Source organism: Streptomyces sp. CB01881 (assembly GCF_002953255.1).
Taxonomy (GTDB): domain Bacteria; phylum Actinomycetota; class Actinomycetes; order Streptomycetales; family Streptomycetaceae; genus Kitasatospora.
In genome coordinates this window covers 1,352,310-1,376,909 of sequence record NZ_CP026498.1, presented here as the reverse complement: position 1 = coordinate 1,376,909, position 24,600 = coordinate 1,352,310, and the positions used below count along the sequence as shown (strand labels likewise).

Genomic DNA, 24,600 nt, shown 5'->3' with positions numbered 1-24,600 from the left:
AATCCGCCCGCCCGGTTACGGCTGATGTCCTGCCGCGCACCCCGCCCCCGCGGCGGCGTGAGCGACGCGTACCGCGCGCGCAACACGGGGGACCCGGTGGCGAAACGATCAGCGGTCAGATTCATCGGCATGACGACGACCACCGACACCCACTGCCCGTACTGCTCGTTGCAGTGCGGCATGCGGCTGCGCACCGGACCCGAGGTGGGTGCGGCCGGGGCCGAGGTGCTGGAGCGGCCCGGCTTCCCCGTCAACGGCGGCGCGCTCTGCGGCAAGGGCCGTTCGGCGCCCGCGCTGCTGGCGCGGGACGTCCGGCTGACCGGGCCGCTGCTGCGCGACCGGCCGGGCGGGCCGCTGCGGTCGGCGGGCTGGCCGGAGGCGCTGGCCCGGGTGGCCGAGGGCCTGGCCGGGGTCCGCGAGCGCCACGGCGCGGACGCCGTCGGGGTGTTCGGCGGCGGCGGGCTGACCAACGAGAAGGCCTACCAGCTCGGCAAGTTCGCCCGGGTCGTGCTGCGCACCGCCAACATCGACTACAACGGCCGGTTCTGCATGTCCTCGGCGGCGGCCGCGCACCGCAGGGCGTTCGGGCTGGACCGCGGGCTGCCGTTCCCGCTGGAGGACATCCCGCACACCGACTGCCTGGTCCTGGTCGGCGCGAACCCGGCCGAGACGATGCCGCCCGCGCTCCGCTACTTCCGCGAACTCCGCGAGAACGGCGGCACGTTGATCGTGGTCGACCCGCGCCGCACCCGGACGGCGGCCGAGGCCGACCTGCACCTCCAGCCCCGGCCCGGCGGCGACCTCGCGCTGGCGCTCGGCCTGCTCCACCTGGTCATCGCCGACGGCCTGGTGGACGAGGAGTTCGTCGCCGCCCGGACCACCGGCTTCGACCGGGCCCGCGCCGCCGCGACGGCGCACTGGCCCGACCGGGTGGAGCGGCTCACCGGCGTCCCGGTGGCCCGGCTGCGGGAGGCCGCCGCGCTGTTCGGCCGCGCGGCGACCGGCATGGTGCTGACCGCGCGCGGCCCGGAGCAGCAGAGCAAGGGGACGGACACCGTCGGCGCCTGGATCGACCTCTGCCTGGCCACCGGCAAGGCCGGCCGGCCCCGCTCCGGGTACGGCTGCCTGACCGGCCAGGGCAACGGCCAGGGCGGCCGCGAGCACGGCCAGAAGGCCGACCAGCTCCCCGGCTACCGCTCGATCGAGGACCCGGTGGCCCGGGCGCACGTGGCCGGCGTCTGGGGCGTCGACCCGGAGGCGCTGCCCGGCGCGGGCCGCTCCGCCTACGAGCTGCTGGACGGGCTCGGGCAGCCCGGCGGTGTGCGGGCGCTGCTGCTGGCGGGCTCCAATCCGGTGGTCTCCGCGCCGAACGCGGGTCATGTCGCGGGCCGGCTGCGTGCGCTGGACCTGCTGGTCGTCGCCGACCCGGTGCTCTCCGAGACCGCCCGGCTGGCGGACGTGGTGCTCCCGGTCACCCAGTGGGCGGAGGAGGACGGCACCACCACCAACCTGGAGGGCCGCGTCATCCTCCGCCGTCGCGCGCTGGACCCGCCCGAGGGGGTGCGCAGCGAGCTCTGGGTGCTGCGCGAACTCGCCGCCCGGCTGGGCGTGCCGGACGGCTTCCCGGCCGAGGCCGAGCCGGTCTTCGACGAGCTGCGCCGCGCCTCGGCCGGCGGTGACGCGGACTACGCGGGCATCAGCTACCGGCGGATCGCGGCGGAGGACGGCGTCTTCTGGCCCTGCCCGGACGCGGCGCACCCGGGCACGCCCCGGCTCTTCCTGGACCGGTTCGCCACCCCCGACGGCCGGGCCCGGTTCGCCGGCGTCACCCATCGCCCGGCGGCCGAGGAGCCGGACCGCGACTACCCGCTGTACCTGACCACCGGCCGGGTGCTCGCCCAGTACCAGAGCGGCGCGCAGACCCGGCGGGTGCCGGAGCTGAACGCCGCCGCGCCGGGACCGTTCGTGGAGCTGCACCCGCGGCTGGCCGCCCGTCTCGCGGTCGGCGAGGGCGAGTTGGTGTCGGTGACCAGCAGGCGCGGCCGGGCGGTGGCGCCGGCCCGGGTCACCGACACCATCCGGCCGGACACCGTCTTCATGCCGTTCCACTGGCCGGGCGCCGGCCGGGCCAACACGCTCACCAACCCGGCGCTCGACCCGGTGTCCCGGATGCCGGAGTTCAAGCTCTGTGCCGTTCGCGTCGAGCGGGCCGAAGGGGAGGCGTCATGAGGACGGCGAAGGACCGCAGGATCGCGGTGGTCGGCGGCGGCATGGCCGCGGCCAGGTTCGCCGAGCGCCACACCGCGCTGGGCGGCGCCGGCCGGGTCACCGTCTACGGCGCCGAGGCCCGCGCCCCCTACAACCGGGTGCTGCTCGCCGACGTGCTCACCGGCCGGTACGACACCGAGGCGATCGCACTGCCGCTGGGCGGGGCCGAGCCGAGGCCCGGCTGCGAGGTGGTGGCGCTCGACACCGCCGCCCGTACGCTCGGCCTCGCCGACGGCACCGTGGAGCCGTGGGACGAGCTGGTGCTCGCCACCGGCTCCAACCCGGTGCTGCCACCCATCCGCGGCCTGCGCCGCGCGGACGGCAGCGGTCTGACCGAGGGCGTCCACACCCTGCGCACGCTGGACGACTCCGCCCGGCTGGCGGAGGACGCCGTCGGCGCCCGCCGGGCGGTCGTGATCGGCGGCGGGGTGCTCGGGGTGAGCGCCGCCCGGGCGCTGGCGACGCTCGGCGTTCCGGTCGAAGTCGTCCACCAGGGCCCGTATCTGATTGAGCGTCAACTCGATGCGGAGGCCGGCGAGGTGCTGCGGTCCCGGCTGCGGGCACTCGGGGTCGAGACCTATCCCGGCAACCGGGCCCGCGCACTGCGCGGCGAGGAGCGCGTCACCGGCGTCGAGTTGGCGAGCGGCTATGTCCTGGACTGCGACCTGGTGGTGCTGGCCTGCGGCACCCGCCCGCGGACCGCCCTCGCGCACGCCGCGGGCCTGCCGGTCGCCACCGGGGTGCTGGTCGACGACGCGCTCGCCACCGCCGTACCCGGGGTGCACGCGATCGGCGACTGCGCCGAGCACCGGTCCACCGTCCACGGCCTGGCGCTGCCCGCCTGGGACCAGGCCGACGTTCTGGCGCTGCGCCTGTCCGGCGCCGATCCGGACGCCCGCTACACCGGCTCCCGGCCCCCGGCCCGGCTCAGCACCGGCGGCCTGGAGTACGCGGCCTTCGGCGCCGTGGACGAGACCCTCGACCCCGGCCTCGACGTGCTCAGGCTCACCGACGCGACCCGCGGCAGCTACAAGAAGCTCGTCCTGCGCGGTGACCGGCTGGTCGGCGCCATCCTGTTCGGCGACCTCGCCGGCGTCGACACCCTGGCCGAGGCCTGGCGGCGCGACGACCCGCTCACCGGCCACCCCCTCCACCTGCTCACCTGAACGCCCGGCCGCCCCGGCCCCCTGACGCCCCGGCCCCCTGAAACCCCAGTCCCCTCCGACGCCGCACCCCCCTTGACGCCACCACTCCCACCCGCACCCCCCCGCACGACCCCGAGGAGCATCGCGATGACAGCGCACACGCCCGACCGACCAAGGGACCTCGTCCTCGTCGGCCACGGCATGGTAGGCCAGCGCTTCCTGGAGGCCTTCGCCGAGCAGCCCGGCGCCGGGAGCTGGCGGATCACCGTGCTCGCCGAGGAACCGCGCCCCGCGTACGACCGCGTCCACCTCAGCTCGCTGTTCAACGGCCGTACCGCCGAGGACCTCACGCTCTGCCCGCCCGGCTTCCTCGCCGAGCACGGCATCGACCTGCGCCTCGGTGACCCGGTCACCGCCGTGGACCGCGCCGCCCGCACCGTGACCACCCGGGCCGGCCACCGACTCCGCTACGACGCCCTGGTGCTGGCCACCGGCTCGGTCCCGTTCGTACCGCCCGTCCCCGGCCGGGACGCGGCCGGCTGCCACGTCTACCGCACGATCGAGGACCTGGACGCCATCCGCGCGGACGCCGAGCACGCCAAGACCGGCGTGGTGGTCGGCGGAGGCCTGCTCGGCCTGGAGGCCGCGGGCGCCCTGCGGGCGATGGGCGTGGCCACCCACGTGGTCGAGTTCGCGCCCCGGCTGATGGCCGTCCAGGTCGACGAGGGCGGCGGCGAACTGCTCCGGCGCAAGATCGAGGACCTCGGCGTCACCGTCCACACCGGCGCCGGCGCCAGCGGCGTGGAGACCGCCGCCGACGGCCGCGCCCGCGCGCTAGCCCTCTCCGACGGCCGCGAACTCACCGCCGACCTGGTGGTCTTCTCGGCCGGCGTCCGCCCCCGCGACCAGCTGGCCCGCGACTGCGAGCTGCCGGTCGGCGCGCGCGGCGGCATCGTGGTGGACGAGCACTGCCGCACCGCCGACCCGGCCGTGCTGGCCATCGGCGAGTGCGCCCTGACCGTGGACGGCCGGGTCTACGGCCTGGTGGCGCCCGGCTACCAGATGGCCGAGACCGCCGCCCGCGCGCTGGCCGGCAGCCCCGGCACCGGCTTCACCGGCGCCGACACCTCCACCAAGCTCAAGCTGCTCGGCGTCGACGTGGCCAGCTTCGGCGACCCGCACGGCACCGCCGAGGGCGCCCTCGACGTGCTGTACAGCGACAGCCGGCTCGGCGTCTACCGCAAGCTCGTGATCGGCGCCGACGGGGCGCTGCTCGGCGGTGTCCTGGTCGGCGACACCGAGGCCTACGGCACCCTGCGGCCGCTGGCCATGGGCGGCAAGCCGCTCACCACGGCGCCCGAACAGCTTGTGCTGCCCGCCGGGTTCGCCGCCGCAGGCCCCGTCGCGCTCCCCGACGACGCGGTGCTCTGCTCCTGCCACAACGTCACCCAGGGCGCCGTCCGGGCCGCCGTCCACGAGCAGGGCTGCGAGTCCGTCGCCGCGGTCAAGAAGTGCACCCGGGCCGGCACCGGCTGCGGCAGCTGCATCAAGCAGCTGACCACCGTCGTCACCGAGGAGCTGGCGGCCAACGGTGTCGCCACCCAGACCGGCCTCTGCGAGCACTTCCCGCAGACCCGCGCCGAGCTGTACGAGATCGTCCGGGTCACCGGCATCTCCGGATTCTCCGAACTCCTCGACCGCCACGGCCGCGGCGAGGGCTGCGAGGTCTGCAAGCCGACCGTCGCCTCCATCCTGGCCAGCCTCGGCGGCGGTCACATCCTGGACGGCGAACAGGCCGCGCTTCAGGACTCCAACGACCACTTCCTCGCCAACCTCCAGCGCAACGGCTCCTACTCGGTGGTGCCGCGGGTCCCCGGTGGTGAGATCACCCCCGAGGGCCTGATCACCATCGGCGAGATCGCCCGCGACTACGGTCTCTACACCAAGATCACCGGAGGCCAGCGGATCGACCTCTTCGGCGCCAGCGTGGACCAGCTACCCGGCATCTGGGGCCGACTGGTCGACGCCGGCTTCGAATCCGGCCACGCCTACGGCAAGGCGCTACGCACCGTGAAGTCCTGCGTCGGCGAGACCTGGTGCCGCTACGGCGTGCAGGACTCCGTCGCCCTCGCGATCGAACTGGAGCTGCGCTACCGGGGGCTGCGCTCCCCGCACAAGCTCAAGTCCGCGGTCTCCGGCTGCGCCCGCGAGTGCGCGGAGGCGCAGAGCAAGGACTTCGGCATCATCGCCACCTCGGCCGGCTGGAACCTCTACGTCGGCGGCAACGGCGGCATGACGCCCCGTCACGCCGACCTGCTGGCCGCCGACCTGGACCGCGAGACGCTGATCCGCACCATCGACCGCTACCTGATGTTCTACATCCGCACCGCCGACCGCCTGGAACGCACCTCGGTCTGGCTGGACCGGCTGGAGGGCGGCCTGGACCACCTGCGCGCCGTGGTGATCGACGACTCGCTCGGCATCGCCGCCGAGCTCGACGAACTGATGGCACGTCACATCGACGGCTATCAGGACGAATGGGCCGCCACCCTGGCCGACCCCGAACGGCTGCGCCGCTTCGCCTCCTTCGTCAACGCCCCCGGCACCCCCGACCCGGCCGTCACCTTCGTCCCCGAACGCGGCCAGATCCGCCCCGCCCGCCCCGACGAGGACGGGCGCATCCTCACCACCCCCACCCCGGTCCTGGTGGCCGGTCCCCGACTGGAGGTGCTCACCCCGTGACCGTGGAGATCCACGACGGCACCCGCTGGCAACCCGTCTGCACCCTCGACGACCTGCAACCCGGCCGCGGCGTGGCCGTGCTGCTCGACGGCGCCCAGGTGGCCGTCTTCCGCGACCGCACCGGCGGCCTGCACGCCGTCGACAACCTCGACCCGTTCAGCGGCGCCCACGTCCTCTCGCGCGGACTGCTCGGCAGCCGCGGCGACCGGCCCACCCTGGCCTCGCCGATGTACAAGCAGGTCTTCGACCTCACCGACGGCCGTTGCCTGGACGAGGACACCGCCCCCGACGGAAGCCCCGCCGTCCTCAGGCTCTGGCCGGTCCGGACCGCCGACCCGACCGCCCGCGCAGCGAAGGAGAGTGCCGCATGAGTGTCGTCGTCGAGACGCAGCCCGCCGGCGGCAGAGCCGGCACCGGCCCGCTCACCCACTGGGACCCGGAGGACGTCGCCTTCTGGGAGCGGACCGGCGCCCGGATCGCCCGCCGCAACCTGGTCTACTCCGTGCTCTCCGAGCACATCGGCTTCTCCGTCTGGAGCCTCTGGTCCGTCCTGGTGCTCTTCCTCGGCCCCGAGTACCACATCGACACCGCCGGCAAGTTCACCCTCACCGCCCTGCCCACCGCCCTCGGCGCCCTGCTGCGCCTGCCGTACACCTTCGCGGTGGCCCGGTTCGGTGGCCGGAACTGGACGGTGGTCAGCGCCCTGCTGCTGCTCGTGCCCACCGCGCTGGCGGCCCTGGTGCTCACCCCCGGCGTCTCCTACGGCACCCTGCTCGCGGTGGCCTGTGTCGCCGGTGTCGGCGGCGGCAACTTCGCCTCCTCGATGGCCAACATCAACGCCTTCTACCCGCACCGCCTCAAGGGCTGGGCGCTCGGCATCAACGCGGGCGGCGGCAACCTGGGCGTCCCGGCCGTCCAACTGCTCGGCCTGTTCGTCCTGGCCACCGCGGGTGCGGCCCATCCCCGGCTGCTGCCGCTGCTCTACCTGCCGCTGATCGTGCTCGCCGCGACCGGCGCCTGGACCCGGATGGACAACCTGGCCGCCCCGCCGCGGGGCCAGGGCCGGGCGCTGGGCGAGGTGGCCCGGGACCCGTACGGCTGGGCGGTCTCCACCCTGTACATCGGCACCTTCGGTTCGTTCATCGGCTTCGGCTTCGCCTTCGGCCAGGTGCTCCAGGTGCAGTTCCACGACCGCTTCGACACCCCGGTCAAGGCGGCCGCGCTGACCTTCCTCGGCCCGCTGCTGGGCTCGCTGCTGCGCCCGGTGGGCGGCCGGCTGGCCGACCGCTGGGGCGGCGCCGTGGTCACCCTCTCCACCTTCGTCGCGATGGGCGCCGGGACGGCGGTCGTCCTGGCCGCCTCACGGGCCCACTCGCTGCCGCTCTTCCTCTCCGGCTTCATCGCGCTCTTCGTGCTCAGCGGCATCGGCAACGGCTCGACGTACAAGATGATCCCGGCCCACTACCAGGCCCGGGCCCGGGCCGCCGTGGCGGCCGGAGCCGACCCGGAGGCCGCGGAGTCCGACTCCCGCCGCCGCTCGGCCGCGCTGATCGGACTGGCCGGCGCGGTGGGCGCGTTCGGAGGGGTCCTGGTCAACCTGGCCTTCCGGCAGTCCTTCCTCGCCAGCCACAACGGCGACGCCGCCTACCTGGGCTTCCTGGCGGCGTACCTGTTCTGTTCGGCGCTCACCTGGGCGGTCTGGCTGCGGCCCCGCGCGGCGGGCTGACGGCCCGCTGGCGGCCCACTGACGACGTACCGACGACGTACTGACGACGGGCCGGTGACGGCCGGCCGGGCCCCGGACGCGGAAGGCGTCCGGGGCCCGGCTGCGGGAGTCCGGGGAGGAGGCCCGGCCCGGCGTCCGCCCGGCGCCCGGCGTCCGCCCGGCGCCCGGGGCCCGGCCGGCGTCCGGCCCGCCTCGGCCCCGGGCCCGCCGTCCGTGGAGTTCGCGGTGGGCCGCCAGCAGCCGGGCCGCCCCCGGCCTCACCTCCTTGACGCCCGCGCCCTCCTGACGTCAGGACCGCGTACGGAACGGCCCCGCGCGCGTCAGAGCTCCGTCAACGAACGGCCCGGCCGCACACCGCCCGGCTTTGCTGGAACCGACAGCACCTCAGCAGCAGCCGGAAGGACGGGCAGGGCCATGGCGGACAACGGCGCCGGGACGGGCACCGAAGCGTTCGACACGTACGACGCGTACGACGCACACGAGGGCCACCGCCGGATCGTGGTCGGGGTCAGCGGATCGCTCGGCAGCCTCGCCGCCCTGCACCACGCCGTCGCCGAGGCGCGCCGCACCGACGCCGAGGTGCTCGCCGTGCACTGCTGGACCCCGCCCGGCGGCGAGTTCGGCTACCGCCGCTCCCCGTGCCCGCCGCTGCTCACCGCCTGCCGCGACACGGCCGCCGTCCGGCTGCGCCAGGCCCTCGACGAGGCGTTCGGCGGCGGGCACGCGGGCGTCCGGCTGTGCAGCCAGACCGTCCGCGGCGAGACCGGTCAGGCGCTGGTCCGCTCCGCCGACCGCCCCGGGGACGTGCTCGTCCTGGGAGCCGGTGTCCGCGGCGTGCTCGCCCGCGCGCTGCGCCCGTCCGTCACGGCCTACTGCGTCCGGCACGCGACCTGCCCGGTCCTCGCCGTGCCCAAGCCGCCGCTGCAACGCGAGCTGGAGGCTCTCGAACGCCACCGCCCGCTGCTGCGACCGCTCCGGCCGCTCACCGCCGGGAGGTGACGTCGTGACCAGCCCCCTCCGCCTCACCGCCGCCATGTCCGGCGCGGTGGCCCTGCTCGCCTCCGCCGCGCTGCTGCCGGCCCTCGCCGTCCTCGGCGAGCTGCGCCCGACCTGGGTCGCCCTCGCCGCCTATACGCTCCTGGCGGCCGCCGTCGGCCGCCACTCCCGCCCGGTCGCCGCCCCGCTGATCGGCCTGGCCGCCTGGCTCTTCCACAACGGATTCGTGGAGCACCGCCACGGCGCCCTCGGTTGGTCCGGGCCCGCCCCCGAGGCCGGCCACCTCCTGCTCTTCACGGCGGCCGCCCTCCTGCTGTCCGCTCTCGCCGCCCTCCCGCGCCGCGTGCGCTCCGCCGCCCCGGCGGGCCGGGACGCATGGCGGCCCGCCGCCTGAGCCCTCAGCCGGCGGACGCCCGGGCCGCCTCGGCCAGCACCCGGGCCGTTGCCCGTCCGGCGTCCACCGCGTGTGCGGCCCGGGCGGGCCGGCACCGGCTGATCGCCGGGTCGAACTCGGTGAGGACGACGCCGGCGTGGTCGGTGTCCGGTTCCAGGAGGCGTGACGCCGGGTTGCCGACGGCGTCGCTCAGCTCCCGCGTGAGTTCGGCCGGCACCAAATCGTCCCGCGTGCCGTGCACCAGCCAGAGCGGCACGGGGGAGGGGCGGCCGGCCAGCAGGGGCAGTGGCGGCTCGCCGGTGGTGACGGCGGGGCGGACGTAGCTGGAGGCTATGCCCACGGCCGCGGTCGGGCGGTCCTCCGCGGGGGTGGACGGGTGGGTGGCCAGGGCGACGGCCTCGCGACCACCCAGCGACCAGCCGGCCAGCACGAACCGCGTCGGATCGCCGCCGTACCCGGCCGCGTGGCGCCGGGCGTGCCCGAACGACGCGAGCAGGTGGGCCCGGCCGCCGTCCTCCTCGTCCGACCGCCAGTCCGGCACGAGCACCAGCAGGCCGAGTCCGGCCGCCTCGTTCGCCAGCGGGCGCAGGACGTCCCGCTCGTCGGGGCCCCGTCCGTGCCAGAGCAGCACGACGGGCCAGGGCCCGACTCCGCAGGCGGGGCGGTGGACGTCCATCAGCCGGCCCGGGGCGTACTCGACGACCTCGGGCGGGGCGGGGTTCATGGTCATGCGGTGTTCTCCTCGGTTCGGGACAGGTGCGCTGAGCTGTTAGTATTCTCTTCGTCGCGAGGGAGATGATCTCTCGTCAGGCGTCAGTGGTGCTACTAGAGCACGCCCTACTTTCAGTAGGGAGAGTCCGTGCGATCCGGGCCTGGCGCTCTACTGTCGGACGAGGTCCGGTGCCGTTTCCGGCGCCGGGCCTCGTTTGCGTGTGCGGTCCTGCCGGGTGGTCCGGGGTCGGCTGCGGGTTGCGGGGCAGGGTCTCTGACCTGCTAGTCTTCTCTTCGTCGCGAGGGAGATGATTCCTCGTCAGGCGTCAGTGGTGCTACTAGAGCACGCCCTACTTTCAGTAGGGAGAGTCCGTGCGATCCGGGCCTGGCGCTCCATTGTCGGACGAGGTCCGGTGCCGTTTCCGGCGCCGGGCCTCGTTTGCGTGTGCGGCGGTTCCCGGTGGGGACCAGCACCGGGGCCCCCGGGGGCGCTCAGCCCGGCTGGCGGTCGGAGCCGAGTTCGCGGGAGATCCGCAGGCCGACCTGGGCGACCACCGGGCCGAGCGAGCGGACGCGGGCGGCGGTCATCCGGGAGGTGAGGCCGGAGATCGAGAGGGCGGCCGTCACCTCGCCGGTGTGGTCGAAGATCGGGGCGGCGACGCAGCGGACCTCGGGCTCGTTCTCCCGGTCGTCGATCGAGTAGCCGCGGGCTCGGATCCGGGCGAGGTCGGCGCGCAGACGGGGCTCGTCGGAGATGGTCCAGGCGGTGACCGGCCGCAGGCCGGCGGCGACCACCTCGGCGACGGCCTCCTCGGGCAGCCAGGCCAGGATCGCCTTTCCGGTCGCGGTGCAGTACGCGGGTGCGCGGCTGCCGACCCGGGACGCCATCCGGACGTTGGTCTCGTCCTCGACCTTGTCCAGGTAGACGATGCCGGGGGCCTGCCAGACGGTCAGGTGGACGGTCTCGCCGGCCTCGCGCTGCAGCCGTCTCAGGTGTTCGGCGGCGACGCTGCGCAGGTCGAGGGTGGAGAGATAGGCCTGGCCGAGCCGGAGCGAGCCGTGCCCGAGCCGGAACCAGCCGGTCTCCCGGTCGCGGTCGAGCAGGTGCTCGTCGAGCAGCGGGCCGGTCAGGCGCAGCACGGTGCTCTTGTTGAGGCCGAGCGCCTCGGAGAGCTGGGCGAGCGGTACGCCGCGGCCGTTGCCGTGGTCGCGCACGTGGCCGAGCACGGACAGTGCGCGGCGCAGCGAGGACGACTGGTTGCGGTCGGAGGCCGCCGCCTTCTTCGCGGGCTTGGCGGGCGCGGGAGTGTTCCCGGCGTCGGCCTCCGCCCCGGTGGCCGTCTCCGCCCCGGCGTCGGCCTCCGCCCCGGTGCCCGTCTCCGTCATGGGTCCGTTCCCCTCTCGTTCCGCCGCCGGGCTGCGGCGGTGGTCAGAAGGTACCCCTTCAGACCCTGCTCGACGATTCTTCGATACAGCGTTGTGCACTGCAAAACTTCCAGAACGCCCTCTTGTTGGCCCCGAGCGCCCCCGCCTAACGTCCTGGCATCGAGCAGGCGCCGCAGCCCCACCCGAGCGGCCGCTCTGCCGCACCCCCACATCAACGCGTTCGCGCACCCACCATCGGCCCCGGTCAGGGCCTGCTGCGACGTGCCCGTCCCCAGCGGCGCACGTCTCGGCGGCAACTGTCGGGAGGGGAGGTCTCCACCCATGCGACTCATCAGACGGACCGCTGCGGCCGCCGTTCTCACCGTCACCTGTATCGCGGCGGCCGCCTGTTCGCCCGGCACCGCGCTGCCGGCCGGTGACAGGGCCGGGGACGACCGGACGGGCACGCTCCAGGTCTGGTTGTACAACGAGGCCGGCAACGCGGCGAAGGAAGCGGTGATCGGCAAGGCGGTCGCCGAGTTCCAGGGCTCCCACCAGGGCGTGACGGTGAACGTCAGCTACATCGACACCGACGCCTCCGCCCGCGCCGCCAAGATGAAGGGCGCGTTCAACGACCCGAACAGCGCCCCGGACCTGGTCGAGTTCGGCAACACCGACCTCCCCGGCTACGTCGCCGCCGGTGGCCTCGCCGACATCGGTGCCGACCTCGACAGGTGGAAGGAGAAGGGCGACCTCGACCCGGCGATCGCCAGGACCGCCGTGCTGGACGGCAAGACGTACGGCCTGCCCTGGTGGGTCGGCGTGCGCGCGCTGTACTTCCGCACCGACCTGTTCACCGAGGCCGGGCTGACCCCGCCGAAGTCGTACGACGAACTGGTCGCCGCCAACCAGAAGATCCACGCCGCCCACCCGGACACCTTCGGCATCGCGGTCGGCGGAAAGTACACCTTCGGCGCCCTGCCGTTCGTCTGGGACGCGGGCGGCGACATCGCGACCAAGGAGGGCGGCACCTTCAAGGCCGCCATCAACTCGTCCGCCTCACAGGCCGGGATCAAGCGCTACACCGACCTGTTCGGCGAGAACGGCTGCCCGGCCCAGCAGTGCGCCGACCTGACCGGCGGCAAGACCGTCGACCTCTTCGCGGCCGGCAAGTCCGCGATGGCGATCCTGCCCAACTCCAGCCGCAGCAAGGTCGACGCGGGCGCGGTCAAGGGCCGGTACGGCGTCGTCCCGCTGCCCGGCGAGAAGGCCGGCTCGATCGCCCCGGCGTTCGGCGGCGGCAACAACCTGGGGGTGATGAAGGCGGCCAAGCACCGCACCCTCGCGGTCGAGTTCGCCGAGCTGCTGGCGGGCCCCGGCTACCAGGAGCAGATGTACGACGCGATGGGCAACCTGCCGACGCTCAAGTCCGTCAACGACAAGGTCGCGGCCAAGGACGCCTTCCTGAAGCCGTTCACCGACACCATCGCCGCGGGCACCCGGTTCGTGCCGCTGGACCAGGCGTGGGCGCAGATCGACGCACAGGCCGTCGTCCCGACGATGCTCCAGCAGGTCGTCACCGGCAAGGCGGACGTGGCCAAGGCCTCGGGCGACGCCGCCACGCAGATCACCTCGGCCTTCGCGGCCCACTGATCAACGGCCCCCGGCGCGCGGGGCCCGGAGCGGCCCCGCGCGAACAGGGCCCCAGGCGGAAGCAGCCAGGCGCATCCAGAGAGCAGGTCCCGTACGTGTCCGCATCCACCACGACCGCCCCGGCGGCGCCGGCCGCCCCGAGCGGGCGTCGCCGGGGCACCGGCCCGGCCGCGCCCCCGAGCGGCCGGCGCCGGCGAACCCCGCTGCTGCTCCTGCTGCCGGCCGCGATCATCATGATCCCGCTGGTGGCGTACCCGATCTACCAGCTCGGCCTGCTGTCGGTACTGGACTTCGGCCAGGCCCAGGCGTCCGGGGGCGTGCCGACCAGCTTCGTCGGGCTCGGCAACTACCGGCGGATCCTGAACGACGGCCAGTTCTGGTCGGTGCTGCTGCAGACGATCGGCTTCGCCGCCTTCTGCGTGGTCGCCACCCTCGCCGTCGGAGCCACCCTCGCCGTCCTCCTGACCAGGGTCGGCCGGGCGGCCCGCCTCTTCCTGACCACCGCCGCGATGGCGGCCTGGGCGGCGCCGGCGATGACCGGTTCGACGGTGTGGAGCTTCCTCTTCGACACCAACCTGGGCCTGGTCAACAAGACCCTGGTCAACCTCGGGCTGAGCGGCTTCCACGAGTTCAACTGGTTCTACGACAAGTGGACGGCGTTCCTGATCGTCGGCGCCGTGGTGGTCTGGCACTCCTTCCCGTTCGTCATGGTGACGCTCTACGCGGGCATCCGGGCGATCCCCGAGGAGATCCTGGAGGCCGCCGCCCTGGACGGTGCCGGCACCTGGACCACCTTCCGCCGGATCACCGCCCCGATGCTGCGGCCGATCCTGACCATCGTGGTGATCCAGTCGGTCATCTGGGACTTCAAGGTCTTCACCCAGATCTACGTGATGACCGAGGGCGGCGGCATCGCCGGCCAGAACCTCGTCCTCAACGTGTACGCCTACCAGAAGGCGTTCGCCTCCTCCCAGTACGGACTCGGCGCGGCCATCGGCGTGATCATGCTGCTCGTCCTGGTGATCCCGACCATCCTCTACATCCGCACCCTGCGACGGACGGGGAACGACCTGTGAACACCCGCAGCCGCCGGCGGCTCGCCGCCGACACCACCGCCGTCGTGGTGGGCGTCGTCACCGCCTTCCCGATCTTCTGGATGGTGCTCTCGGCCTTCAAGCCCAAGGGCGAGGTGCAGTCGCTGGACCCGAAACCGTGGACCACCCACCCCACGCTGGACAGCTTCCGGCAGGTGCTGAGCGTCGACGGCTTCGGCCGGTACTTCACGAACAGCCTGGTCATCGCGGTGTCGGTGGTGGTGCTGTCGGCGCTGGTGGTCTTCCTGGCCGCGGTGGCGGTGACCCGCTTCCGGTTCAGGTTCCGCACCACCGTCATGGTGATGTTCCTGATCGCCCAGATGATCCCGGTCGAGGCGCTGACCATCCCGCTGTTCTTCATGTTCCGCGACGCCGGCCGGGTCGCGCCGGGCATCGGCCTCAACACGCTGGCCTCGCTGATCCTGGTCCAGCTGGCCTTCTCACTGCCGTTCGGCATCTGGATGATGCGCGGCTTCGTCGCCGCCGTCCCGGTCTCCATCGAGGAGGCCGCCCAGATCGACGGCGCGAGCCGCACCCGCATCCTGTGGCGGATCCTGCTCCCGCTGGTGGCCCCCGGCCTGGCCGCGACCAGCGTCTTCTCCTTCATCGCGGCGTGGAACGACTTCGTCTTCGCCAAGACCTTCATCATCAGTGCCACCGAGAACCAGACCCTCCCCTCGGCGCTGCTGGTCTTCTTCAAGCCGGACGAGAACGACTGGGGCGGGATCATGGCGGCCTCCACGCTGATGACGGTGCCGGTGCTGGTCTTCTTCATCGCGGTGCAGCGCAGGCTGGTCTCCGGCCTGGCGGGTGCGGTGAAGGACTGACGCGTGTCCGACGGTTCCCGGCGGTTCCCGACGGGCGTCCGGCGGGAGCCGTCGGCCATGCCCCGGGGCCCGTCCGACGGCCCCGGAAATCCCTGGTGAGGCAGGGTGGCGGCTGCTAGCGTCCCGGATCATGGATGTGGGGTCTGCGAACCGGGAACGTGCCGAGGGGCAACTCGCCCAGATCGCCGGGACGGTGGGCCTCGCCCGCCGTCTCGGTATCGACGTCTGGCTGCGCGGCGGCTGGGCGATGGACTTCTTCCTCGGCAGGCTCACCCGGGACCACGAGGACATCGACTGGTTCGCCCCGGCCGCCGACGCGCCCGCCCTCGCCGCGGGCCTGCACGAGCTCGGCTACCGCCCGCTCGGCGGCGTCCCGCCCGAGCAGCAGCTCGACTTCGAGAAGGACGGCCTGGAGTCCAGCTTCACCCTGCTGGACTTCGCCGCCGACGGGCGGGCGCTGGTCGCCGGCGGCCCCTGGGCCGGCACCCCCTGGCCGGCCGGCCTGCTGGCCGCCGAACCCGGGCGGCTCGGCGGCGTCGAGTGCCCGATCGTCAGCCCCGAGGCGCAGATCGAGATCAAGCAGATGATGCCGGTCTGGGACACCCGCCGCCCGCGCCGTCCCAAGGACGCCGAGGACATCGCCCGGCTGCGGGAGGCGCTCGGCTGAGCCGCTGCCGCTGCCGCTGCCGCTGCCACCACCGCTGCCGCTGCCGCTGCCACCACCGCTACCCGTGGACGAAGGCGTAGGCCTCCCGGGCCAGTCGGGACCACGGCAGGGGCGAGCCCGGGTCCAGCGCGAGCCACTCGCGCATCGGACGCCCGCGCCCCGCGTCGAACCGCTCGCCGTCGCCGGACGCCACCAGTTCGTCCACCCGGGTCCGCGGCAGCTTCACCACCAGGCGGCCGGCCGAGAGCATCGCGAAGATGTGCCCGTCGGACTTCAGTGCGTCCGAGCCGAAGCGCCGCCGGCCCTCCGCCGAGGGGGTGGTGACGCCGTCCAGCGTCGCCAACTCCCGTGCCAGGGCGGCGAACCGCTGCTCGTCCGGTCCGGTCAACTCAGACCGCCTCCTCCTGGGCCGCCGTCCCGCCCGCCGGGACGGCGATCAGGGTGAACGCCGCCCCACCGTCGTCCCGCACCACCGCCACCCGCCCGAACGGCGTCGGCTCGGGCCCGTCCAGCACGCTGCCACCGAGCCGGACCGCCCGCTCCACCGTCGAGTCGGTGTCCGCCGTGCCGAAGTACACCGCCCACAGCGCCGCCGGACCCTCCGGCCCGACCCAGGGGTTCGGGCCGATCCCGCCCGCCGGCAGCCCGCCGGCCCGGAACACCGTGTAGTCGCCCGCCGGGCGCGCGTACTCGTACCCGAGGACCTGCCGGTAGAACGCCCGGGCCCCGTCCGGGTCGGGGGAGAGGTGCTCGTTCCAGGTGAACGTACCCGGCTCGTTGACCAGGGCCGCCCCCGGGTTCAGCCGGCCCTGCCAGAGGCCGAAGGGCGCACCGAGCGGATCCACGGCGAGCGCGCTGCGCCCCAGCTCGGCCAGCTCGCCGGGCTCCCGGACGATCCGGCCGCCGGCCTGCCGGACCGCCTCGGCGGCCCGGTCGGCGTCGTCCACCGCGAGGTAGGTCAGCCAGGCGGAGCCGTCGCCCCCGGGCCCCCGGGCGATCCCCGCGACCTGCGCCCCGCGCAGCGTCGCCACGGTGTGGCCGGGGTGTCCGGCCAGGTCGACGAACTCCCACCCGAACAGCGCGCCGTAGAAGCTCCGCGCCGGGCCCGCGTTTGGTCCGGCCGCCAGCTCGACCCAGCACGGGACGCCCTCCCGGTACCTGCCCGCCTTCGGCATGCGGTCCTCCTCGGTCCTTCCCGCCAGCCTCCGCCGCCGCCGTGGCCCCGGCAACCGGACCCGGGGCGGTGCACGGCAACCGGGCCCCGGCAACCCGGGCCCGGGCGGTGCTCGTCGGACGGTCGGATCAAGTCGGTGGACAACGGTCCCGCGATCGGCAGACTGGTCGCCATGACCACCGGAAAAGATCCCAAGAAGGACCTTCTGGTCTACCTCCAGGACGCCCGCGACGCCCTCCTGTGGAAGCTCGAAGGGCTCTCGGAGTACGACGTCCGCCGTCCCCTGACACCGACCGGCACCAACCTGCTCGGCCTGGTCAAGCACCTCACCGGCGCCGAGGCCGTCTACTTCGGCGAGACCTACGGCCGCCCCTTCACCGGCCCGGCGCTCTGGATCACCGGCGCCGCCGAGCCGAACGCGGACCTCTGGGCCACCCCGGAGGAAAGCCGCGACCAGATCGTCGGGTGGTACCGCGAGGCGTGTGCCCACGCCGACGAGACCATCGCCGCCCTGCCCCTCGACGCCGTCGGCCGCGTCCCCTGGGGCGGGCGCAGCGAGGTGACCCTGCACGGCTCCCTCGTCCACATGATCGCCGAGACCCAGCGCCACGCCGGCCACGCCGACATCGTCCGCGAACTCATCGACGGCACCACCGGCCAGCGCCCCGACGGCGGGAACACCGCCCCCGGCGACGCGGCCTGGTGGCAGGCCCACCACGACCGCGTCGAACGGGCCGCCAGGCAGGCCGCGGATCAGGCCTCCGATCAGGCCGCCGTTCGGGGCGACGGGGGGAAGGCCTCCGGATCCCCGCTCACGCCCGCTCCGCGGAGCTGACGGCCGGGCGGCGCCGCACCCCGGGGTGCGGCGCCGGTCACGGGCGGGCGGCGAGCTCGCGGAACCAGCGGACGATCCGCGGGTACGAGGCGAGCGCGGAGCCGACGTGGTCGGCGCCGGCGATCTGCTCGACCGGTGCGTCGACGCCGTTGGCGGCCAGGCTGCGACGGCAGGACTCCGTGTTGGCGAAGGCCACGTCGCGGTCCGCGGTGCCGGCGTAGAGGCGGACCGGGGCGCGCGGCGTCCAGTCGGTGCACACGGCGTCGGCGGAGCGCAGGAGCCGGGCGAGGGTGCCGGTGGGGTGCTTCAGGCATTCGGCGAACTGCGGCGTGAACAGCTCCTCCGGGGTGCCGGGCAGGGCGGCCGCGATCTGCTCGTCCGTGTGGTCGCCGTCGAAGAGCGCCTCGACGGTGTCCGCGTACGGCGCCCGGAACGCCTCGGCGGGGGAGTCGTACAGGGGGTGCAGCCGGTTCCACGCCGTGACGACGTAGGCGAGGTAGAAGGCCGCGGTCGGCGGGGCCAGCCGGCCGTCGAAGGCGGCCGGGAGCTCGGCGCCGCGGAGGTCGTACGGGCCGCTGACCGGGGCCAGCGCGGGGGCGGGCCCGGGTTGTGGTCCGGGCCCGCGTGGTGTGGTGGTCAGGCCTTGACGGCTTGGTTGATCTCACCTCCGGTGACGGTCGGGTTGGTGGCGGCCCCGGCCGGGGTGGTCTTCTTGGTGGCCTGGATGACGAGTTCGGCCATCTTCTCCAGGTGCTGGGTGGCGGTCTTCATGGCGTCCTGGGCGCGTTCGCCGGCGGCCTTGTCGCCGGCGGCGGCGGCTTCGATGCCCTTGGTGAGGACCTGGCCCATGGTGTTGAGGCCACTCATGTCGCGGAACAGGTTCGCGGTGGTAATGGCCTGCGCGGCTTGGAGACCGGTCGGGTCGGGCATGGCCACCAGCGGCGTGAAGGACGCCGCGGTGGTGCCCAGGCCGGCCACCGACAGGTCGAGGTTCTGCGCGCGGGTGCCGGTGGCGACCGGTGCGATGTCGGGGGCGGTGATCTGGATGGGCGAGTCCTTCCAGTTCCAGAACCGTGTGAGGTCGATCTTCTCGGCCGAGTTGGCCCGGCCGAGGACGGCCTCGGCGAACACGCCGTCGGTGGCGATGGCGATGGTGTTGGTCACCGACGCGCCGAGCGAGGTGTCGCTCTGGTGGCGGGCCTTGGCCCATGCCTCGCGTTCCTGTTCGGTGGGGAAGTTCCACCGAAAGCCGAGGTAGTTGCCGGTGGCGGCAACGGGCTTGGGGTCCAGCAGCATGCCGAGCGGGACCGCGGCGGCGGTCGAGCCGGCCGGGGTGTAGGAGTAGTTGGCGAGGATGCGGCTGAGGGTCAGCTCGTCGGCGTTGACCCACACGGCCTGGCTGTAGTGGCGGCGGTTGTCGTTGAGGTGGTCTAGCACCGCTTGCGGCACGCTCCCGCCGCGCACGTGGAAGCCGAGCGAGGAGAGGTAGGTACGAGTGCCGGACTTCACCGTCGCACCGAACAGCCCGCACAGGGCCGCTCCGCCGGCGTCCTCGCTCAGGTCGGGCGCCGCGGTGGTGGTCTCGGCGACGCCGAAGTTGGCCACGCCCGAAGTCATCGTCAGGCGCAGTCCGGCGAGGCTGCCGCGGGCGCCGGTGCCGGCCCAGGCGTCGTAGGAGAGCAGCTTGTCGCTGGGGCCGAAGGTGTAGGAGGCGCGCTGGAGGACGCCGGAGCCGCCACTGTCGCCGAAGCGGACGGTCTGGCCGGGGAAGACCACCTGAATGCTGCGGATTCCGGCCTCGTCGTACCAGACGTCGATCTTGGAGGCGTAGGAGGAGTCGGCCTTCGGCGGGGCGTCGAAGGCCACCGGCGCTTCCCGCTGCGCCATCAGGATCCGCAGGAGGGAGCCGTCGCTCTTGAGCACCCAGTGGTCCCCGTTGCTGGACGAGACGATCTCGGCTATGCCGGTGATCGTCGCGAAGGGGGGCTTGGGAGTGGTCCAGGCGATCGCGCCCGGTTCCACCACGAGGGCCTTGCCCTCGGCGGTGATGCCCCACAGCGTGCCGTCCGGACCTGCGGACAGGCGCTGCACGTTCGGCACCGGGGTCCGCTCCAGCCATCCGCCGCCGCTGCGCTCGTAGGTCCGCCCCTGCCGGCAATACCAGGCCCTGTCCCGGCCGACAGCGGTGATGTCGTCAGCCAGGACGTTCGTGTCATGCGACACGCCGTTCGGGTCACGGTAGTGGATCGCGTTGCCCATGCCGATGACATAGAGCGTGCCGTCCGAACCGCAGGCCAGAGAGCGTCCCGCCCAGCCCTGTGCGTCGCGCCGCCAGGTCGTGCCGTCGAACTGGACGAGCAGGTTGTCGGTCCTGAGCGCCCAGAGGGTGTCCTTGCCCGGGGCGATGCGGATCAGGCCGCTGTCCAGGCCGGTGGTGGGCAGCGGGTTCCACTGCCGGGCCACCGGGTCGAAGCGGACCGGGCTGCCGTCGGACTTGCGCACCCCGTACACGCCCATGGGAGAGGCGGCGATGTCCGCGAGGTCCACCCCGTCGAAGTGCGCCACCTGGGGTGCTTCCGGCGCCGTGCACGCGTCCAGCTTGCGCTCGGCGGTGTTGAAGGGGTTGGCCTCCCGGATCTTCTTCGCCCACTCGGCGGGCGCCACCGACGCGAGGACCTCCTTGTACCGCTGCAGGGTGGTGTTGGTGAAGGTGAGTTCCTGCAGCGGGATGAACAGGCAGCGTTCGAGCTTGGTCGGCTTGGTCGTCACGCTGTAGACCTGTACGACCTCGTAGTACTGCACCGACATCGCGTGCATGTGGTTGTAGTTGGTGACGACGCGGGTGAGGACCTTCTCCTTCTCCGACTGCGTCGTCTCCCGTACCACGGTCATGTTCCGGCTGCGGGCGGCGGTGGCCAGTTGCTGGGTGCGCGCGCTGATGCGCTGCGCGGCCTCGGCGGCGACCGACTTCACGCCGGTGGAGCGCGAGACCGCGGTCGTGAATCCCGAGTTGGACGAGTTACTCCAGGACGCGCCGCCGCTGATGATGCCGAGCGAGGTGCCGAAGGTGCCGCCCGAGCTGGCGGAGTTGCTTGCTTGGGAGGCCTGGGAGGTGCCGTACTGCTCCTCGCGGGCGATCGCGTTGGCGACCTCGCTGATCGAGCGGTTCTGGTCGGTGATGCTGGAGAGCGAGTCGTTCTCGGCGGTGTTCTCGGTGCCGGTGGCCTTGGTGCCGCGCTGCCAGTCGACGACCGCGACCTTGGTGCTCTCTCCGGGCGCGAGCGCCAGGCTGTGCAGCAGCCGGCCGAGCGTGACGCCCTCGGCTTTCCAGCTCTGCTCCGTGGTGACGATCATGCCCTCGGCCGGTCGGTCGTAGAACGGCAGGTGCTCCTCGCCGAGGTCGATGGCGCCGGTGAGCTTGCGCGCCGGCTTGGCGCCGGGGATGTCGGTGAGCACCACCGACCGGTAGCGGACGATCTCCGTGGGGTAGTTGCCGGTCGTCGGGAGCAGGTCCTTGGGTGTCTCGCCGTCCAGCCCGGCACGGGCCGCCGGGGGTGTCGCCGGGGTGGTGGCAGGTGTTCCGGTGCTCGGGGTGGTCATCACTGTTCCCGTCTGCGAAGGAGGTCAGGGAGAGGCAGCCGGGCGTCGGAACGCCCAGCCCATGGGCGAACGACGCCTTCCGGTTCGCTCGAAAGCTATCCAGGACGATCACAACTTCGTTGCATTTCAAAGAACTTGGCCAGATCCGGTGCGTGCCGAAACAGCCCTCTTGCAACGTCTGCCCCGGCGAGCTGGCCAGTCGGACCGGCGGCCACGGTGAAGCCCCTGCGAACCGATTCGATTCGATCGCGACAGGTCAGGACTGTGCTTTTCCGATCAAGGTCAGACATGCGATGCGCCGTCAAGTGAGCTGTGAATAGCATCGGTTGAACTGGAGCGGTGGATTCCGGTCAGTTTCATCCGAAAGGCGGAACCCATGTCCTCGACCGCCGACAGGCACCCCGCGCACGGCGGGCGGCCTCGCCGTCTGCGGCGCGGCGTCGCTGCTGGCCGCCGCGGCGGGATCAGCCGCATCGGCTGATCCCGTACCAGGACGCCGCCGGGGGAGAACAGCCGTCCAAGGCCGCACAGCGGCCACTTCCCCCAGCCCCACCGTCCGCTTCAGAGCGAGGGCCGCAGCCGGCGAAGGCATATGAGCCCACAGGCCAGTTCGAGCAGGCCATGATGGAGGTCGGCGCGCCGCTCGTAGCGGGTGCGGGGCCGCTTGAACTGGTGCAGCCAGGCGGAAGGCGCGCTCGACCACCCAGCGCACCTTGCCCAAGCCGGAGCCGTGGGCGACACCGCGCCGGGCGATCAACGGCTTGATACCGCGCTGCCGCAGCAGACGGCGGTACTTGTCGAAGTCGTAGCCCCGGTCGGCGTACAAGTGCCGCGGTCTGCGGCGGGGGCGCCCCCGAAGTCCCCGGATCGGCGGGACCGCATCCAGCAACGGCAACAACTGGGTGACGTCGTGCCGATTCCCGCCAGTGAGCGTGACGGCGAGCGGGGTGCCGTGCCGGTCGACGATCAGATGGTGCTTCGAGCCGGGCCGGGCGCGATCGACGGGCGAAGGGCCGACGTGGTCCCCCCTTCCAGGGCCCGGACATGTGAGCCGTCCACGGCGCAGTCGTCGAGATCCAAGAGGTTTGCCCGGCGCAGCTCGGTCAGCAAGGCGGCGTGCAGACGTGACCAGACTCCGGCCTCAGTCCAGTCCCGCAGTCGGCGCCAAGCCGTCACTCCGGAGCAACCGACTATCTCGGCGGGGACGTCGCGCCAGGCGACACCAGTCCGCAGCACGTACATCACACCGGCGAGGGCCGCCCGGTCGGGAGTACGCAGCCGACCCGGAAAGCGGTGGCGCCGCTCGGGAGCCCGTGCGGGCCGCGCGCGGAGGCGCTGTGCGGGGGCGCCACCACCCCGCTGGCGGTGGTCGGCCGGCCCGCCGGGTCCACCGTCCGGTACGTGAGGCGGTACACGTCGACGCCGTCCTCCGCGGCGGGCGCGGTGGCGAACCCCATGCCCTGGACGTAGGCGGTGGCCTGGCCGGCGTCCATGCGCACCAGCTCGGTGGCGGAGACGAGCGTGCCGCGCCGCGGCTGCGCGCCGTGGCCCGACCCGGCGGCCAGAGCCGGCGCGGCCGTCCCCGCCGCGAGGCCGAGGCAGAGCACCGAGACGGCGGCGGCCCGGGCGGCGGTGCCGACGGCGGAACGGCGGGCGGTGGAGCGTCGCATGCTGGAGGACATCGTCGGAGTCCCTTTCACCGGAGGAGTGCTGACGGGTCGTCACTCTTCCCCGTGGCGGCCGCCGGTCCCATGGGACTGTTCCCCGAGCCGGGATGGGGGCAGCCCCACCGCCGTCCCCGCTGCCGGCCCCACCGCCGACCCTAGTGGCGCCGCTCCCGGTGCTGCTGGACGTCCAGCAGCAGGCCCTCGTAGGGCGACGCCCCGGGCACCGACCGCAGGCCGTGCAGGATCGCGTCGCCGCGCGGGTCGTCGCGCAGCGCCAGCCGGGCCGCGGCCTCCACCCGGACGGCCTCGTCCTCGTCGGTGAGCCGGCCGGCCAGGGCGTCCGCCACGGCGCCGGCGGAGCCGGGTGCGGCGGCCAGGGCCGAGCAGGCCGTCCGGCGGACCGCCGGGTCCTCGTCCGTCAGCCGGTCGAGCACGGCCGCGAGCGCCCCCGTGTCCCCGGCCGCGACGGTCCGCCGCAGCCCGTCCACCGCGACCAGCCGGACGGCGGCCTCGCGGTGGCGGGTGAGCGCGGGGAGCGGCCGGGCGGCGCGCGCGTCCAGGGCGTCGCGCAGCCCGGCGGTGAGTGTGCGGACCACCCGCGGGTCCGGCTCCTGCGCCACCCAGGGCAGGAAGAGGTCCACGAGCGGCCGGTCGAACGGCGCGTCCTCGTCCTCGTCGAGGAGGTTGACCAGGTACAGCACCTCGGCGCCGAAGTACCGCGCCAACGGGTCGTCGTCGTCCCGGAGTGCGGCGGCCGCGTCCCAGACGCCCGGGGCGCTGCGCCGCTGGAGCGCGTAGGTGGTCGCCCACCAGACCTCGTGGCCGACGTCGGGTTCGGCCAGCGCCCGGTCGAGCAGTTCGGCGAACGGCGGGGTGATCCCGTACGAGGGCTCCAGCGAGGTGAGGACGGCGGTGTGACCGGTCCGGACGGTCAGGCCGCCGAGGGTCAGTTCACCGGTGTTCCAGCCGTCGTGCCACACCGTCCTGCGGGTGGCCGGCTCCGGCCGGCCGGTCCGGCGGCGCAGCTCGGCCTCCGCCCCGGTCTCGTGCCAGTGCCGGGCCAGGTGCAGGGCGTCGCGCCCCTCGGCGTCCTCGTGCCACATCTGCGCGCCCCTGCCGATGAGCAGGTCGGTGATGTCGTGGGCGCCGCGGTCGACCGCCCGCAGCAGGGCGGTCCGCCCGTCCGGGGCGACGCGGTCCAAGCGTGCCGACGCCGCCAGCTCCTCGGCGGTGGGCAGGTCGAAGGCGTCGACGGCGAGGCAGAGGGCGGGGGTTCCGACCTCGTCGACCGCGTCCGGGTCCGCGCCGGCGGCCAGCAGCTCGCGCACGGCCGGGGCGTCCCCGCGCCGGACCGCCGCGATGAGTGGAGTTCCCATTCCCGGCCCGTCCCTACGGGAGCTCGCGGCGGACCAGGGACGCGGCGAAGGACTCGCCCGTCCGGCGGGCGTGGGCCATCCGCTCACGGACCTCGCCGGGGGTGCGGGGGCGGAAGTGCGGGCCGCCGCAGCGGCACTTGTGGAAGCGGACGCCGGCGTGCAGCAGCACGGCGAGGGTCCGCCACGCGGCGGTGTCGCGGCGGCGGGGCGCGGCGAAGGCGGAGCCCGCGTGGACCAGCGGCCGCGTGCAGCGCGGGCAGGGGCGTTCGCGGGCGCCGGCGTGGACGTCGCCGTACTGCTGCTTGTACGAGGCGCGGCAGGGCAGGCAGACGAAGGAGGTCTTGGTGTGGGCCACCCGGC

The 24,600-nt window shown here is 73.8% G+C and carries 21 protein-coding genes and 1 pseudogene; 12 read left to right on the top strand and 10 right to left on the bottom strand.

Going from position 1 to position 24,600, the window contains the following annotated elements:
* The first annotated feature begins 129 nt into the window (after window positions 1–129).
* The 7 genes from C2142_RS06030 to C2142_RS06000 all read left to right on the top strand — a co-directional run bounded on the left by C2142_RS06030 (window position 130) and on the right by C2142_RS06000 (window position 9,271).
* On the top strand, window positions 130–2,229 hold the full coding sequence (locus tag C2142_RS06030) for a molybdopterin oxidoreductase family protein (RefSeq protein ID WP_148641431.1): 2,100 nt from the start codon (window positions 130–132) through the stop codon (window positions 2,227–2,229).
* The gene (locus tag C2142_RS06025) at window positions 2,226–3,434 is read left to right on the top strand and encodes an FAD-dependent oxidoreductase (RefSeq protein WP_148641430.1); all 1,209 of its coding nucleotides are present in this window, start codon (window positions 2,226–2,228) and stop codon (window positions 3,432–3,434) included. The genes C2142_RS06030 and C2142_RS06025 overlap by 4 nt, the downstream gene beginning before the upstream one ends.
* Before the next feature lie 126 nt (window positions 3,435–3,560).
* Complete coding sequence (gene nirB / locus C2142_RS06020) at window positions 3,561–6,155, top strand: nitrite reductase large subunit NirB (RefSeq protein WP_148641429.1); 2,595 nt, start codon at window positions 3,561–3,563, stop codon at window positions 6,153–6,155.
* A complete protein-coding gene (nirD, locus tag C2142_RS06015) occupies window positions 6,152–6,526 on the top strand; it encodes a nitrite reductase small subunit NirD (protein ID WP_194235759.1) in 375 nt (124 codons plus the stop codon). Before nirB ends, nirD begins: the two co-directional genes overlap by 4 nt.
* A complete protein-coding gene (locus C2142_RS06010; protein WP_148641428.1) occupies window positions 6,523–7,881 on the top strand; it encodes a nitrate/nitrite transporter in 1,359 nt (452 codons plus the stop codon). Before nirD ends, C2142_RS06010 begins: the two co-directional genes overlap by 4 nt.
* Window positions 7,882–8,295: 414 nt before the next feature.
* On the top strand, window positions 8,296–8,880 hold the full coding sequence (locus C2142_RS06005; protein ID WP_148641427.1) for a universal stress protein: 585 nt from the start codon (window positions 8,296–8,298) through the stop codon (window positions 8,878–8,880).
* Between the two features lie 4 nt (window positions 8,881–8,884).
* Complete coding sequence (locus tag C2142_RS06000; protein WP_148641426.1) at window positions 8,885–9,271, top strand: hypothetical protein; 387 nt, start codon at window positions 8,885–8,887, stop codon at window positions 9,269–9,271.
* A gap of 4 nt (window positions 9,272–9,275) precedes the next feature.
* On the opposite strand, the gene C2142_RS05995 is transcribed toward C2142_RS06000, so the two are convergent.
* Together C2142_RS05995 and C2142_RS05990 are read right to left on the bottom strand one after the other, a co-directional pair.
* Window positions 9,276–10,001: an alpha/beta hydrolase gene (locus tag C2142_RS05995; RefSeq protein ID WP_241002400.1), complete on the bottom strand. Its 726-nt coding sequence runs from the start codon at window positions 9,999–10,001 to the stop codon at window positions 9,276–9,278.
* A gap of 473 nt (window positions 10,002–10,474) precedes the next feature.
* Window positions 10,475–11,368, bottom strand: coding sequence for an IclR family transcriptional regulator (locus tag C2142_RS05990; protein WP_148641425.1), 894 nt, complete (start codon window positions 11,366–11,368; stop codon window positions 10,475–10,477).
* A gap of 321 nt (window positions 11,369–11,689) precedes the next feature.
* Here C2142_RS05990 and C2142_RS05985 point away from each other — a divergent pair, with 321 nt between their 5' ends.
* The 4 genes from C2142_RS05985 to C2142_RS05970 all read left to right on the top strand — a co-directional run bounded on the left by C2142_RS05985 (window position 11,690) and on the right by C2142_RS05970 (window position 15,588).
* Window positions 11,690–13,000 carry an extracellular solute-binding protein gene (locus C2142_RS05985; protein ID WP_148641424.1) on the top strand — a complete coding sequence of 437 codons (1,311 nt, stop codon included), beginning with the start codon at window positions 11,690–11,692 and terminating at the stop codon, window positions 12,998–13,000.
* A gap of 95 nt (window positions 13,001–13,095) precedes the next feature.
* Complete coding sequence (locus tag C2142_RS05980; RefSeq protein ID WP_241002399.1) at window positions 13,096–14,076, top strand: sugar ABC transporter permease; 981 nt, start codon at window positions 13,096–13,098, stop codon at window positions 14,074–14,076.
* The gene (locus tag C2142_RS05975) at window positions 14,073–14,921 is read left to right on the top strand and encodes a carbohydrate ABC transporter permease (protein WP_241002398.1); all 849 of its coding nucleotides are present in this window, start codon (window positions 14,073–14,075) and stop codon (window positions 14,919–14,921) included. The genes C2142_RS05980 and C2142_RS05975 overlap by 4 nt, the downstream gene beginning before the upstream one ends.
* 130 nt (window positions 14,922–15,051) lie before the next feature.
* Window positions 15,052–15,588 (top strand): aminoglycoside adenylyltransferase, encoded by a 537-nt coding sequence (locus C2142_RS05970; protein WP_148641423.1) that lies wholly within the window; start codon window positions 15,052–15,054, stop codon window positions 15,586–15,588.
* Between the two features lie 58 nt (window positions 15,589–15,646).
* On the opposite strand, the gene C2142_RS05965 is transcribed toward C2142_RS05970, so the two are convergent.
* Window positions 15,647–15,976, bottom strand: a complete 330-nt coding sequence (locus tag C2142_RS05965) for a hypothetical protein (RefSeq protein ID WP_206670901.1) — start codon at window positions 15,974–15,976, stop codon at window positions 15,647–15,649.
* 1 nt (window position 15,977) lies between these two features.
* Window positions 15,978–16,763: a VOC family protein gene (locus tag C2142_RS05960; protein ID WP_148641422.1), complete on the bottom strand. Its 786-nt coding sequence runs from the start codon at window positions 16,761–16,763 to the stop codon at window positions 15,978–15,980.
* 171 nt (window positions 16,764–16,934) lie between these two features.
* Between C2142_RS05960 and C2142_RS05955 the strand changes: the two genes are divergently transcribed.
* The gene (locus C2142_RS05955; protein WP_148641421.1) at window positions 16,935–17,597 is read left to right on the top strand and encodes a DinB family protein; all 663 of its coding nucleotides are present in this window, start codon (window positions 16,935–16,937) and stop codon (window positions 17,595–17,597) included.
* 37 nt (window positions 17,598–17,634) lie between these two features.
* Here C2142_RS05955 and C2142_RS05950 read toward each other — a convergent pair whose 3' ends face one another.
* The 6 genes and pseudogenes from C2142_RS05950 to C2142_RS05925 form a co-directional block, all read right to left on the bottom strand.
* Window positions 17,635–17,856, bottom strand: a complete 222-nt coding sequence (locus C2142_RS05950) for a hypothetical protein (RefSeq protein WP_148641420.1) — start codon at window positions 17,854–17,856, stop codon at window positions 17,635–17,637.
* A 377-nt stretch (window positions 17,857–18,233) separates the two neighbouring features.
* A complete protein-coding gene (locus C2142_RS39375) occupies window positions 18,234–21,197 on the bottom strand; it encodes a hypothetical protein (RefSeq protein WP_241002397.1) in 2,964 nt (987 codons plus the stop codon).
* Between the two features lie 561 nt (window positions 21,198–21,758).
* Window positions 21,759–22,499 (bottom strand): annotated as a pseudogene (locus C2142_RS05940) (IS5 family transposase); the annotation flags it as partial.
* A complete protein-coding gene (locus C2142_RS05935) occupies window positions 22,439–22,879 on the bottom strand; it encodes a hypothetical protein (RefSeq protein WP_148641419.1) in 441 nt (146 codons plus the stop codon). The pseudogene C2142_RS05940 and the gene C2142_RS05935, both read right to left, overlap by 61 nt.
* Before the next feature lie 140 nt (window positions 22,880–23,019).
* Window positions 23,020–24,240, bottom strand: a complete 1,221-nt coding sequence (locus C2142_RS05930; RefSeq protein WP_148641418.1) for a HEAT repeat domain-containing protein — start codon at window positions 24,238–24,240, stop codon at window positions 23,020–23,022.
* A 13-nt stretch (window positions 24,241–24,253) separates the two neighbouring features.
* Entirely contained in the window at window positions 24,254–24,595 is a 342-nt protein-coding gene (locus C2142_RS05925; protein ID WP_148641417.1) for a deoxyxylulose-5-phosphate synthase, read from the bottom strand.
* Window positions 24,596–24,600: the final 5 nt, after the last annotated feature.

What these genes read in the sequence shown, in the direction of transcription:
- nirB (WP_148641429.1), top strand. Translation starts at nt 3,561, where the DNA reads ATGACAGCGCACACGCCCGACCGACCAAGGGACCTCGTCCTCGTCGGC.
- C2142_RS05990 (WP_148641425.1), bottom strand. Translation starts at nt 11,368, where the DNA reads ATGACGGAGACGGGCACCGGGGCGGAGGCCGACGCCGGGGCGGAGACG.
- C2142_RS05970 (WP_148641423.1), top strand. Translation starts at nt 15,052, where the DNA reads ATGGATGTGGGGTCTGCGAACCGGGAACGTGCCGAGGGGCAACTCGCC.
- C2142_RS05930 (WP_148641418.1), bottom strand. Translation starts at nt 24,240, where the DNA reads ATGGGAACTCCACTCATCGCGGCGGTCCGGCGCGGGGACGCCCCGGCC.
- C2142_RS05960 (WP_148641422.1), bottom strand. Translation starts at nt 16,763, where the DNA reads ATGCCGAAGGCGGGCAGGTACCGGGAGGGCGTCCCGTGCTGGGTCGAG.
- C2142_RS05935 (WP_148641419.1), bottom strand. Translation starts at nt 22,879, where the DNA reads ATGTCCTCCAGCATGCGACGCTCCACCGCCCGCCGTTCCGCCGTCGGC.
- C2142_RS06025 (WP_148641430.1), top strand. Translation starts at nt 2,226, where the DNA reads ATGAGGACGGCGAAGGACCGCAGGATCGCGGTGGTCGGCGGCGGCATG.
- C2142_RS06030 (WP_148641431.1), top strand. Translation starts at nt 130, where the DNA reads ATGACGACGACCACCGACACCCACTGCCCGTACTGCTCGTTGCAGTGC.
- C2142_RS39375 (WP_241002397.1), bottom strand. Translation starts at nt 21,197, where the DNA reads ATGACCACCCCGAGCACCGGAACACCTGCCACCACCCCGGCGACACCC.
- C2142_RS05955 (WP_148641421.1), top strand. Translation starts at nt 16,935, where the DNA reads ATGACCACCGGAAAAGATCCCAAGAAGGACCTTCTGGTCTACCTCCAG.
- C2142_RS05995 (WP_241002400.1), bottom strand. Translation starts at nt 10,001, where the DNA reads ATGACCATGAACCCCGCCCCGCCCGAGGTCGTCGAGTACGCCCCGGGC.
- C2142_RS05985 (WP_148641424.1), top strand. Translation starts at nt 11,690, where the DNA reads ATGCGACTCATCAGACGGACCGCTGCGGCCGCCGTTCTCACCGTCACC.
- C2142_RS06005 (WP_148641427.1), top strand. Translation starts at nt 8,296, where the DNA reads ATGGCGGACAACGGCGCCGGGACGGGCACCGAAGCGTTCGACACGTAC.
- C2142_RS06010 (WP_148641428.1), top strand. Translation starts at nt 6,523, where the DNA reads ATGAGTGTCGTCGTCGAGACGCAGCCCGCCGGCGGCAGAGCCGGCACC.